This window comes from Carboxylicivirga sp. M1479 (assembly GCF_007097485.1).
Lineage (GTDB): Bacteria > Bacteroidota > Bacteroidia > Bacteroidales > Marinilabiliaceae > Carboxylicivirga.
In genome coordinates, this window is sequence record NZ_VKDE01000016.1 from 153,883 (window position 1) to 166,287 (window position 12,405).

Below are 12,405 nucleotides of genomic sequence, written 5' to 3' on the forward strand. Positions count from 1 at the left end.
AAGAAGATTTTTATGAGAAAAAAGGCACAAAAACGCCATTTTCAGCTCCAAAACAGCTTTTCTACTAACGCTTAGGTCATAATGCTGTTCATTGAGACTGCACACTAGCTTTCTATGTGTTTAATCTACTGGCTATTACATATAACTGTAATATTACAGTAATTGCATCTCCCCCCTGGCAAGCCTTATGTTTGTTGTGAATCCCGGCCGGATTAAATCAAAGCTTATGAATCAGATTAGAAATTTTGTACTGGGCTCAGCAGGTGCACTGGGACTGATGGAGATCAGCAACAGTGAGGTGCTACTGGAAGCCAATAGCGACCCCGAGAGCATGGCCATTAAAGCAGTGGTATCATTGCTGGCAGGTGCACTCACCTCTTTGCTCAGTCGCTTCATCAGAAGAAAGCCATCGTACCAGCACGGTGGCAGTGACTCCTCAAGGTCTGGCAAGCGCCGGCAGCGTACTGGCACGAAAAAAGCCAAAGGAGCAAAAACGAACAGGCGCCACAAAGAGCGCTAATACCAATTGTTTTTCAAAGTGAGCCTAAGCGAAGCTTTGAAATTACAATGGTAAATGCCGATAGTCTGTCCCGCTCTTTCGGCGGGATATCAATGAAGAGACTTAGTCAAACGCAGTTTGAGGTAAGGCTCATTTCATTGAACAATCGGAATAATTTATTAACCCGTAAAACATTAAGAAAATGGGACAATTTAAAAAAGGAATATTAGGCGGATTCTCCGGTAAAGTAGGAAACATTATTGGTAGTACCTGGAAAGGCATCACTTACATGCGTTCCTTGTCAGAAGCAAGTAATAAAACACCCAGTGAGAAACAGATGATTGTGCGTGCAAGGTTTGCCTATGCCAGTCAGTTTTTACAGCCCCTGGGGCCAGTGCTGAAGGTGGGTTACCGCACCCAGACCAAGAAACAATCACCCCAGAATGCAGCCATGTCCATTTTTATGGCCGATGCCCTGAGTGGTGAGTATCCGGCTTACCGAACCGACTATGAAAAGTTACGCATTGCCAAGGGTACCTTGCAGGTGGCAAACAGTCCGCAGGTACAGCTTGTAGGTGATGAGATTGAATTCACCTGGGACGACAGTGCCCTGAACCTAAAGGAACATGGTGATAACTATGCCGTGCTTCTGGCCACGGGTGAAGAGCTCTACCCCAGCTATTCTTTGACCGAGTTCAGGCGCGACAACAAAGGGGGCGTATTGGCTTTGCCCCATGGACCCTCAGGCTCCACAGCCCATTGCTACCTGGCTTTTGCCCAGGCCGAAGGCTCAGAAGTGAGCAATGACGTGTATGTGGGAAGTATTGTGTTACCATAACAGTGAATTTTGTAGAGGAAGTGGCCATGCTGCTTCCTTTACTTAAATCTTAGAAAAACACTCCATCCGGTGCATCGCACCTAACACTTAATTATTTAAATCTAAAAATCTATTAACCATGTTTATCTATTTACAACGCTTCAACGAGAGTGAACACGACACTCTTGGTCTTTTATTTATTGATGATCTTTTTTGGGCCTTTACTCTGGAAGATGAGAATCGTATTAAAAAGCTTAGTGGTGAAACTCGTATCCCTGAAGGAACGTACCAGATTAAGCTACGCACAGAAGGGCGCTTACACGAGCGCTACAAAAAACGTTTTCCAAAAATGCACCAAGGCATGTTACATTTACAAGATGTGCCCGGTTTTGAGTGGATATATATTCACATAGGCAATGACGAAGATGATACAGCGGGCTGTATATTAGTTGGTGATGTAGTTAGTACCAATATTGAAGAACCAGGGCGACTGATGAAAAGTAGTCTGGCTTACCAGCGTATTTACTCCGTCATAACACAGGCCATGGAACGTGGCGAAGAAGTGTGGATCGGGGTTGATGAATAAAGTCGTGGTACAGGTACTTATACCAATTCTATTTTAAAGTGAGCCTTAAATTGTTTTGAATTATTTTAACTTCGACGAGGCGAAAAGTTGAGGCATAGCCGTATCTACGGCGATATTTTTCAACGAAGTATAAGGAAAAAAGAGCGTAAGAATAAGGCTCATTTTAATGTAGTATTGGTATTATCGCCCAACGATCTAAAATGATAAAGTGAACAACCCTGTATGGACATCACCTGTTTCACAACATAAAATAGATGGCCTGTTAATATCAGTATCTTAGTTATCTTCATTATGCCCGAATGATTCTGAGAATTTGGATCGATGCCTTTTAAAAGCCGCAAAAGCAAGTTGTTACTTCAGCTTGGTAAGTAACTTAAGGGAGGCATTGGCCAGTCAGAGTCTGGTATGGCTTAACCCAGAACCGATCAAACCCATGTTATCAGATCTACACCTTATTGCGCAGGGTATCTGTCTGCGAAAAAATAATAAATGGAGCGACTGCCGTTCTTTTAATGGCATCATCAACCTACAGGAGCTATACCACAACGCACAGGAGACCTTGCTTGATTGGCTCAACCAATTAGAGCTTGAGCGAGAATCCTGGTCAACGGTAGCCCTTCGCTTGAAAAACCTTTGTGGTATAAAATCACGTTTGGACCAAAATATATGGCGCGTTCCCAAAGAAAATGATCAGACCACCATGGTGTGCTTTACCCACGATCTGCTTTTTTACCTGATTCTTACACAGCTACTCGATAATGCCAGGCATTATTTTGTTGGTTACTGCCGTTGTCATGAGCATCCTTCCAATAGCCTGTTACGGCCTTACCTACGCATGAGTAATAAACAGCTACAAACTATAATAGCTCCCTATAGGGCCGATTTTCATTGGCTGGATGACTTACTCAACCCCTTGCCCGATGAGATGGAACAACTACTGCAATCCTTGGACGAGCTGAAGTCAAGCATGCCGGAAGATTCCCCGCTTGTTGCGTTGATCAACCGTTGGTTATGTGCTGAGCTGCAACGGCCGGCTACTCGTTTAGAGGAGCAGCAGAGCCTGCGCATCATCAAACAAGTTAAGCACTGTCTGGAGCTTATTCACCTGCACGATCAGTGGCTCGATCACCGCCAACTGGTCATCAGCATCATGCACTCGCGCCACGACCTCAGCTTTACATTTGAGAATTATCAAGGTATACTCAAGTACCACAATGCCCAGCAAAGCATGAACTGCCAGGAGGAACTGGCCCATTGGAAGCAAGCACTAAAAGAACGCAAGCGAAGGCGCAGTAAGTTCTATGGTCCCACATTTCCCAACCGCAGCGTTTTTAACCATGTAATTACTCAATTGTCGTACCTGGCGCAAGAGCAGCCTTTAGTTCCCGATCCATCGCGCCTACTGGAATGGACTGGTCATCCCCACCAATATGTACACGCAATGGGCAACCTCATTAGCGATGGATTGTTTCAACTGAATAGTTGCAACGATAGAGCCCCTATTGTACAATACCTCAGTCAGTTTATAAAAGTTCGCAGAGTTGACAATAAAGGTTTTACCACCCTATCGACCTTACAGACCTATTTTAAAAAAGCACGGACAGGCGATCTGTAGTGCAGAAACTTACATTTATAACAAAAAAATTATTGGGAAGTACAAAAGGTATGTTGTTCATTGGAATGCCAGGCCTTGTTATACCACCTCCCCACTCCTTCGTCATGGTACTCTGTTAATCGTAGCGTCTCGCTACGTTTTTCACCTAGTAGATTTGCTTAGCAGCTTGCCTCACCACTCCTTACTCACCTCTCACCTTCTTTTGCTCTGCGGTAAATTCAATTCCGTAGGAATAAATCAGTGTTAACCTGCCTAATCTGCGGTTATAAAAGCACCTTGTACTTCCTTTCCTAATGTTCGTATTTCCTACAGGGGACAGTTTGTGCCAGAAGTTTGATTTGTGTGCCTTAGGGGTGTTAACAAGTATATACCACCTCCCCACTCCTTTGTTGCGGCTCTCCTCCTAATATTCTATAGGAGAGCTGATTTGCAGCTTGGTGCAATTCGCATTATTTATAATCTCATTCTTTCCTATTGTAGCTTGACTTAGGCCTGTAAGGCCGATATGTACTAAGGTAGGTCGTAGGCCTACCGCACGGCATACAATAAATTAGCTCTGAAGGAGCGGCACGTGATGGTCAATCACCTATTCCGGTGCATGGTAAATACGGCCTGTAATTGCACAGTTTTTATTAACATGATGCATACCTGGGGTTTCACCCCAGGCTACTGATGTTAAAGAACTTTGGCCTTTGATTAGTAGCATGTAGTTCTCTGTGTTCTCCTTTTACTCTGCGGTAAAACTTTTCCTGTTTTTTCGGTGCATGGTTCTATTGCATAGGTATTAAATTGTGTATTTGCACCGATTTTATGCCCGTAACGTAACCCGGGGTGGCGTTGCCCTTACCCCAGGCTATTGATGTGGCAGGCCGTTGGCCAGCTAGTTACAGCTTGCTTATACCACCTCCCCACTTCTTCGTCGCAGTACTCTTCCTAAAATTCAGGAGGAGAGCTGATTGGCTGCTTGGTGTAATTCAAAATAACTTGCAAGAGCCTTACTCTTTTCTGTTGGTAGACTAATTAAGGCCTGTAAGGCCGATATGTATTAAGGTAGGTCACAGGCCTACCCGATGGAATACCATAAATTAGCTCTGAAGGAGCGGCACGTGGTGGATTATCACCTGTTCCGGTGCATGGCAATGCTGTATGGATAATACGGTCTGTATTTGCACCGATTTAATTCACATAACGTAACCCAGGGTGGCGTTGCCCTTACCCCGGGCTATTGATGTGGCAGGCCGTTGGCCAGCTAGTTACAGCTTGCTTATACCACCTCCTCACTCCTTTGTCGTGGTACTCCTCCTAAAATTCAGGAGGAGAGCTGATTGACAGCTTGGTGTAGTCCACATTAATCTGTAATTTGTATTTTCATTATCTCTATTAGTGTTTTGACTAAGGCCTGTAAGGCCGATAAGTAATAAGGTAGGTCGCAGGCCTACGTTCTCTGTGTTTTCCTTTGCTCTGCGGTTAAACTTTTCCTGTTTTTTCGGTGCATGGTTCTATTGCATAGGTATTAAATTGTGTATTTGCACCGTTTTTATGTCCGTAACCTAACCCGGGGTGGCGTTACCCTTACCCCGGGCTATTGATGTGGCAGGCCGCTGGCCAGCTAGTTACAGCTTGCTTATACCACCTCCCCGCTCCTTTGTCGTGGTACTCCTCCTAAGATTCAGGAGGAGAGTTGATTGGCAGCTTGGTGAAATTTGCGTTAACCTGTAAGCCCTATTATCTAATATTGGTAGTTTACCCTAGGCCTGTAAGGTCGATATGTACTAAGGTAGGTCGTAGGCCTACCCAACTCCATACCATAATTAAGCTTTGAAGGAGCGGCACATGATGGTTAAATACCTATTCCGGTGCATGGTATGGCGGTATAGAAACGCCACCTGTATCTGTACCGTTTTTATGGGTATGATGTATACCCGGGGTTTCACCCCGGGCTATTGATGTTACAGGCCTTTGACCTTTGATTGACAGCTTGTGCCTCACTGTGTTCTCAGGTTGCAAAACTCTGTGTTCTTCTTTTGCTCTGCGGTTAAATAAGCGCCGTGATTTTCCTTTCTTAGAGTGCCTTAGGGGTGATAACGGTATTTACACTACCTCGCCGCTCCTTCGTCGTGGTACTCCTCCTAAAAATCAGGAGGAGAGCTGATTGGTAGCTTGGTGAAATTGAAATTTATATTGTCATTAAAGTTGCCTCAGTGTCCACTTTAGTTCTGAAGTTAAATTTATTATTTGTCATTACGGTTGACGTCAGTATTCGCATTGTGCAGAAAAAAAGGTGTTGGCATATACTGATGCTAAAAGTCATAATGTTTTTTGTCTAAATTATAATGAAAGGTTTAAAGATAAATTGTTATTTTTCCATGATATACACTTATTTGAAAAAGGTGTCTTTAATATAAGGATTTTGGAAGTAGAATAATCAGTAAGTTGACTCTTAATAACAAAAATGCAAAAAAGTATATTACTCATATTTGGTACACGCCCCGAAGCCATAAAAATGGCTCCATTGGTTAAAGCCTTAGAAGCTGAAAGTAGTTTTAAGTCAAAAGTCTGTGTTACTGCTCAGCACCGCGAAATGTTGGATCAGGTATTATCTATATTTGATATTGAACCTGATTATGACTTAAACCTGATGAAAGCTGGTCAGGATTTATACGATATTACGTCTCGTGTTCTATTAGGCTTACGTAGTGTCTTAGATAACTTTAAACCTGATGTGGTTTTGGTACATGGTGACACAGGCACCAGCACCGCCGCTGCCTTGGCTGCCTTTTACAAGCAGATACCGGTTGGCCACATAGAGGCAGGCTTGCGAACCAACGATATCTATTCTCCCTGGCCTGAGGAGATGAATCGTCAGTTAACAGGACGATTAACTACTTTTCATTTTGCACCTACTCCCTGGTCAAAAGAAAACCTCTTAAAAGAAAATATACATGAAGATAGTATTTGTGTTACGGGCAATACTGTTATTGATGCCCTTCAGTTGGCTTTAGATAAGATAGAACACTCGGCACAGTTCAAGCAAGATATTCTGTCCTTGTTAGAGCGCTATATACCAAATATTGAAAGTGAGCTAGGTAGCAAAAAGTTAGTTCTAATAACCGGGCATCGTCGTGAGAATTTTGGAGAAGGTTTTGTACACATGTGTGAGGCCATCAAAGAAATTGCGACTCAGCAATCAAAATCACTCATTATCTATCCGGTACACTTAAATCCCAATGTACAAAAGCCGGTTAATGAAATACTGGGTGATATTGATAATGTGCATTTAATTCCACCTTTAGAATATTTGCCATTTATCTATTTAATGAGTCAATCTCATTTTGTATTGACCGATAGCGGTGGTATTCAAGAGGAAGCACCAGGCTTGGGCAAACCCGTACTCGTCATGCGCGATACCACCGAACGCCCAGAGGCTGTGGAAGCCGGCACAGTGAAGTTGGTAGGCACCAATAAGGATCTGATTATTAAAGAAGCATTAGCGCTCTTAAATAAGCAAGAGGTATACGATCAAATGTCAAAGGCACATAACCCTTATGGCGATGGCGAGGCCTGTGAACGGATAATTAAGTTTTTGAAGGAGAGGTTGTAGTTTTCAATCCCCCGACATAAAATAATCTATTCAAAAATAAATAACCTACCCCCTTTTCTAAGGGGGATATTTTACTTTATTCTAGTCCAGTATATTGATTTTGATATATAATACTAATAGTTTCTGGAGGAAGTAAGTGCTTTCCCCCTTCCCGAAGTGTCGGGACACGTGGAGAAGGGGGTGTCAAAAAAATATTTAAATAATACATAAGTATTTGGGGGATTGAAAAATGAAAGATTCGCATTACAACAACAAGCTAAAGGACTTTGCGAGGGCACTGCGTAATGATTCGACCAATGGTGAAATTATTTTATGGAAAGAGGCACTTAGAGCTAGTAAAATGTATGGCTACCAGTTTAATCGACAGTTTGCAATTGATAACTACATAGTTGATTTTGTTTGTCGAAAATTGAGACTTATCATCGAGGTTGATGGTTATTCACATCAGTTTAAGACAGGAAAAGATAAGCTTAGAGATAATAATTTAAAGCAACTAGGATATCAAGTCCTACGAATTGATGAATATGATATAAAAAAAGACCTGAACAATGTTATTCGAGTTATTGAAACAATTGTTGAGGAACGTGAGAATATAATTGCCCCAAATAGTAATAACTTTGAATAATAATAATGCACAGTACTTTTCCCCTTTGGAGAAAGGGGGTATTTAAATAGCAATTATAAATATGTACCCGATAGGGGAATTGAATAATAAAAATGCAAACACCAAAAGTATCAATCATAGGCATGGGCTATATTGGCCTGCCAACAGCCGCATTAATAGCCAATAAACAAATTGAAGTTAATGGTTATGACATTAACCCTCATGTGATAGAAATCATCAATAAGGGAGAAATACACATAATTGAACCAGGTTTACAAGAGATGGTTAAGAAAGGTGTTAAAGAGGGCTTTTTAAAGGCCAGCAGCCAATTACAAGAGGCAGATGTATACCTGATAGTGGTGCCCACCCCATTTAAAGGCAATAATGAACCAGATATATCGTTTGTGGAAGCTGCCACACGCAATGTTCTTCCTTTATTAAAGGAAGGTGATTTATATATCATTGAATCCACTTCACCCGTGATGACTACTGAGAAAATGGGGCAACTCATTGCTAGTGAAAGACCTGAATTAGTAGGCAAAATACACATAGCCTATTGTCCTGAACGGGTATTGCCCGGTAAAGCACTGGAAGAAATGGTGGTAAATGATAGAGCCATAGGTGGTGTTGATGATAAAGCCACTCAAAAGGCTTGTGAATTTTACAGTTTGTTTGTAAATGGAGAATTACACCGAACCAATGCCCGTACAGCTGAAATGTGTAAGCTGGTGGAAAATTCCTCACGTGATGTGCAGATTGCCTTTGCCAATGAGTTATCCATTATATGTGATAAAGCCAGTATTAATGTGTGGGAATTGATTGAATTGGCCAATAAGCACCCACGAGTTAACATTTTGCAACCCGGATGTGGTGTTGGTGGTCACTGTATTGCCGTTGACCCCTGGTTTATCGTAAGCGACTACCCCGAGCAAGCACATGTAATTCGTCAGGCACGAGAGATTAACGATTACAAAGCCGACTGGTGTGTGGAGAAAACCTTAAAAACGGCTTTGGTATTTGAAGTGAAACATGGCCGTCAGCCAGTAATTGCTTGTATGGGATTAGCTTTTAAACCAAATATTGACGATTTACGAGAGTCGCCAGCTAAATACATTGCTTCTAAAATTGTAGCAGAAGCACGTGGCGAAGTACTAGTGGTTGAACCACATATTCATGAACATGCTAGTTTTAGCTTAACTGCTCAAGAGGATGCCATTGAAAAGGCTGATATCATCGTTTGGCTGGTACGTCATACTGATTTTCTTGATAATAAAACAGGTAAGCTTGAATTAGATTTTTGCGGTGTCAGAAAGTAAGCTCTTATAGTAAATTAGCAGATTTTCTCCATTCTCCATGTATAGAGCCACTTGAAAAAAACTTATTATATTTATTACGGATGACATCTATTGAAGCAGGACGCCAATATAGATGTCATCCGTTTTTTTTACAGTATTTAGTCTCTGCAAGAAAACTCATGTTTTTCTCAAGCGCTTGAATGGAAAAGTTAAATTTCAAGGCTTGGCCTTTTTGAAAATCAAAGAGTTTACTATTGTAAATGACTGTTTTCAAAAAGGGCGTAACGAAGAATTATAAATCACGAATACTTCTAAAAGCATAACAAAGCATGATTAAATTGGACTTTTCGAGCAAGCACTATTTACTTGTTTTCAACAAATCAGGTGAATAAGAGTTATATAAAGAGTATGTTTTTTCATGATAAAATAATAATATTGTATTGATAGTTGTGCATTTACTTTTACTCACATATCGTTGGCTCATTCGCCCTTGCTGCATCAGCATTTTTATGCTTGCTATAAGCTTAACTGCCCAGTCGCAAGATAGCACCAATGTATTTGTGAAAACCCTGCATAGCATTGATTCATTGGTGACCGAATCATTAAGTTCCGAAGGTGGTATTATTCCGGCTCCCATGTTTAATCCTACAATGGGAACAGGTATTGCCGTACTACCAGTATATGTCTATCGTTTGAAAGGTGTGCATCCCGAAACCAACCCTTCCACCTCCCAGGGTATTTTGTTTTTTAATTTGGCAGGGAACTTTTTAGTGGGTGCTAAGCAAACCTTATATTTTAACCGTAACAAATATTGGTTAGATGTTTATGCTGGCTACTCATCCATGAATTTTAAGCATTTTTACAATAATGGAGAAGATCAGGAAGAAGTACAGTTTGATGGTTTCATCTCTAGTATGTCCTTTGCTTTTAAGGTGAAGAATAATTTTTTTATTGGTCCCATGATGAGCAATAACTACCTGCGGGAGGAATTGCCCGACCGCTATAATCCCTTAAGAGTTAGTGAAGAGTATTATTGGTACCATGTGCCAGGTGTTAAGCTAGCATTTGATAGTCGTGATAACCTCTTTTACCCGGAGTCAGGTTGGTTCAATACCCTGACTTATGAAACAATGATCCATAACCCTGCCAATAATTTCAATTTCGATAAAGTTACTTTTGGGCTAGCCAATTATCAAGGTATCAGTCAGAAGCGCGATATGTTAATTGCCTCGCGCCTATTCAGCCAATTAGGAATGGGTTTACTTCCTTTGCACGAGATGGCTTCTCCAGGTGCCTCACCAGTACTAAGGGGTTATATCACCGGTAACTACCTGAACTCGTCAATGGTGACCGTGCAAACCGAGTTGAGGTGGATGTACTCCGAAAAATGGGGCTGTGTTGGTTTTATGGGTTATGGATGGTTATTTGATGAACCACGTACTGCCCGAGATGGTATTACGCTCCCCTCCATTGGTGCAGGTATACGCTATCGCATCTTCCCTGAATTTAAAATAAACCTGGGCTTTGACGTTGCTGTGGGAAGAGATGGTAGCGCCAATGTGTACTTAAAAATGTCGGAGTCCTTTTAAGTTTTTCTTCTCAGTTCCTATTCTTGTCTTTTAAGAACTGTTTATACCAGGTGTTTTATTTAAATGGTTTCAAGGGTGTTAATTTCCAAGTATACCACCTCCCCACTCCTTTGTCGTGGTACTCCTTCTAAAACTCAGGAGGAGAGTTGATTGGCAGCTTGGTGCAATCCGAATTAAATCATAATCTTATTCTTTTCTATTGGTAGTTTACCATAGGCCTGTAAGGCCGATATGTATTAAGGTAGGTCGCAGGCCTACCCTACACCATACCATAAATTAGCTCTGAAAGTGCGGCACGTAATGGTTATTCACCTATTGCTTACATAGATGTCATCCGTTCTCCTTTGCTCTGTGGTTAAACTTTTCCTGTTTTTTCGGTGCAGGTTCTATTGCATAGGTATTAAAATGTGTATTTGCACCGATTTTATGCCCGTAACGTAACCCGGGGTGGCGTTGCCCTTACCCCGGGCTATTGATGTGGCAGGCCGCTGGCCAGCTAAGTGCAGCTTGCTTATACCACCTCCCCACTCCTTTGTAGTGGTACTTCTCCTAAGGTTCAGGAGGAGAGTTGATTAACAGCACGGTGTAGTCCATACTAACCTGCAAGGCATATTATCTCTTATTGCTAGTTTGACTTAGGCCTGTAAGGCCGATATGTATTAAGGTAGGTCGCAGGCCTACCCTACACCATACCATAAATTAGCTCTGAAGGAGCGGCACGTAATGGTTAATCACCTATTTCGGTGCATGGTAATGCAGTAATGGTGGTTAGGTCTGTATTTGCACCGGTTTTATGGGTATGATGTATAACCTGAGGTTGCACCCCAGGCTATTAACGTTATACCATTTGTATTTCATAATGTCCAGGTATAATGCCGTTACATAATCAACGTGGCTTTAGAAATAAAATGCACTAAAGGCATATTTTGATTAGTAAACGGTTTTACAGGCCTTTGGCCTTTGATTGGCAGCTTCTAGTTCTCTGTGTTCTTCTTAGTTCTGAGGTAATTCCAAATCATGTGCTTCATCTAACCTCTTTATTCTCACTACTCTCCTCTTTTTCTTAAGTGTTCTATTTTTGCTCTGTGGTTAAACTTTTCCTATTTTTTCGGTGCATGGTTCTATTGCATAGGTATTAAATTGTCTGTTTGCACCGATTTTATGCCCGCACCGTATCCCGGGGTGGCGTTGCCCTTACCCCCGGGCTATTGATGTGGCAGGCCGCTGGCCAGCTAGTTGCAGCTTGCTTATTTATAGGTAGTATTTCACCCTTACCCTCTGCGCCCTTTTATACCATTTGTATTTCATAATGCGCTGGTATAATGCCGTAACATCATCAACGTGTCTTTAGAAATGGAATGCACTAAAGGCGCATTTTGATGAGTAAACGGTATTAATAACAAGCACCACTCGAAACAGGGTTTCGAACTATTGAAAGTCAGTGATAGGAATCAATGTTATGCAATTGGAACGAAGTGGAAATCGTGAAGACCTATAAAAACTTACACATCTGAATCAATGGCGACCTTGGAAAAGGTAAGCCTGAAACAATAAATCCATCTCTGGTGCATAGTAATCACCTCTTTCAATAAGGTTTGCCTTCTTTTTAAAAGAAAGTGCCAGCCCGGCACAAGGGCAGAATAGAGATACTTTTAAACCTAGGCTTACTTATTATCACAAAATCAAATATACCACCTCCCTGCTTCTTCGTCGCAGTACTCCTCCTAAAATTCAGGAGGAGATTGATTGGCAGCTTGTGAGCTCTGTGTTCTCCTTTTGCTCTGCGGTAATTTGTTATA

Annotated in this window: 8 protein-coding genes; all 8 read left to right on the forward strand. The window is 41.7% G+C overall.

Features of this window, described 5'->3' with window-relative positions; all coding sequences use genetic code 11:
- The first annotated feature begins 196 nt into the window (after positions 1-196).
- The 8 genes from FNN09_RS11335 (at position 197) to FNN09_RS11370 (ending at position 10,606) form a co-directional block, all read left to right on the forward strand.
- Positions 197-520, forward strand: coding sequence for a hypothetical protein (locus tag FNN09_RS11335; RefSeq protein WP_143302472.1), 324 nt, complete (start codon positions 197-199; stop codon positions 518-520).
- 181 nt (positions 521-701) lie between these two features.
- The gene (locus FNN09_RS11340) at positions 702-1,337 is read left to right on the forward strand and encodes a DUF6266 family protein (protein ID WP_143302473.1); all 636 of its coding nucleotides are present in this window, start codon (positions 702-704) and stop codon (positions 1,335-1,337) included.
- Between the two features lie 118 nt (positions 1,338-1,455).
- Complete coding sequence (locus tag FNN09_RS11345) at positions 1,456-1,902, forward strand: DUF5675 family protein (protein WP_143302474.1); 447 nt, start codon at positions 1,456-1,458, stop codon at positions 1,900-1,902.
- 433 nt (positions 1,903-2,335) lie between these two features.
- Positions 2,336-3,517: a hypothetical protein gene (locus FNN09_RS11350; protein WP_143302475.1), complete on the forward strand. Its 1,182-nt coding sequence runs from the start codon at positions 2,336-2,338 to the stop codon at positions 3,515-3,517.
- A gap of 2,452 nt (positions 3,518-5,969) precedes the next feature.
- Positions 5,970-7,118, forward strand: coding sequence for a non-hydrolyzing UDP-N-acetylglucosamine 2-epimerase (gene wecB, locus FNN09_RS11355; RefSeq protein ID WP_143302476.1), 1,149 nt, complete (start codon positions 5,970-5,972; stop codon positions 7,116-7,118).
- 229 nt (positions 7,119-7,347) lie between these two features.
- Positions 7,348-7,743: an endonuclease domain-containing protein gene (locus FNN09_RS11360; protein ID WP_143302477.1), complete on the forward strand. Its 396-nt coding sequence runs from the start codon at positions 7,348-7,350 to the stop codon at positions 7,741-7,743.
- A 92-nt stretch (positions 7,744-7,835) separates the two neighbouring features.
- Positions 7,836-9,038 (forward strand): UDP-N-acetyl-D-mannosamine dehydrogenase, encoded by a 1,203-nt coding sequence (gene wecC, locus FNN09_RS11365; protein WP_143302478.1) that lies wholly within the window; start codon positions 7,836-7,838, stop codon positions 9,036-9,038.
- 488 nt (positions 9,039-9,526) lie between these two features.
- The gene (locus FNN09_RS11370; RefSeq protein WP_143302479.1) at positions 9,527-10,606 is read left to right on the forward strand and encodes a BamA/TamA family outer membrane protein; all 1,080 of its coding nucleotides are present in this window, start codon (positions 9,527-9,529) and stop codon (positions 10,604-10,606) included.
- Positions 10,607-12,405 lie beyond the last annotated feature (1,799 nt).

What these genes read in the sequence shown, in the direction of transcription:
- FNN09_RS11340 (WP_143302473.1), top strand. Translation starts at nt 702, where the DNA reads ATGGGACAATTTAAAAAAGGAATATTAGGCGGATTCTCCGGTAAAGTA.
- FNN09_RS11345 (WP_143302474.1), top strand. Translation starts at nt 1,456, where the DNA reads ATGTTTATCTATTTACAACGCTTCAACGAGAGTGAACACGACACTCTT.
- FNN09_RS11350 (WP_143302475.1), top strand. Translation starts at nt 2,336, where the DNA reads ATGTTATCAGATCTACACCTTATTGCGCAGGGTATCTGTCTGCGAAAA.
- wecB (WP_143302476.1), top strand. Translation starts at nt 5,970, where the DNA reads ATGCAAAAAAGTATATTACTCATATTTGGTACACGCCCCGAAGCCATA.
- FNN09_RS11360 (WP_143302477.1), top strand. Translation starts at nt 7,348, where the DNA reads ATGAAAGATTCGCATTACAACAACAAGCTAAAGGACTTTGCGAGGGCA.
- wecC (WP_143302478.1), top strand. Translation starts at nt 7,836, where the DNA reads ATGCAAACACCAAAAGTATCAATCATAGGCATGGGCTATATTGGCCTG.
- FNN09_RS11370 (WP_143302479.1), top strand. Translation starts at nt 9,527, where the DNA reads ATGCTTGCTATAAGCTTAACTGCCCAGTCGCAAGATAGCACCAATGTA.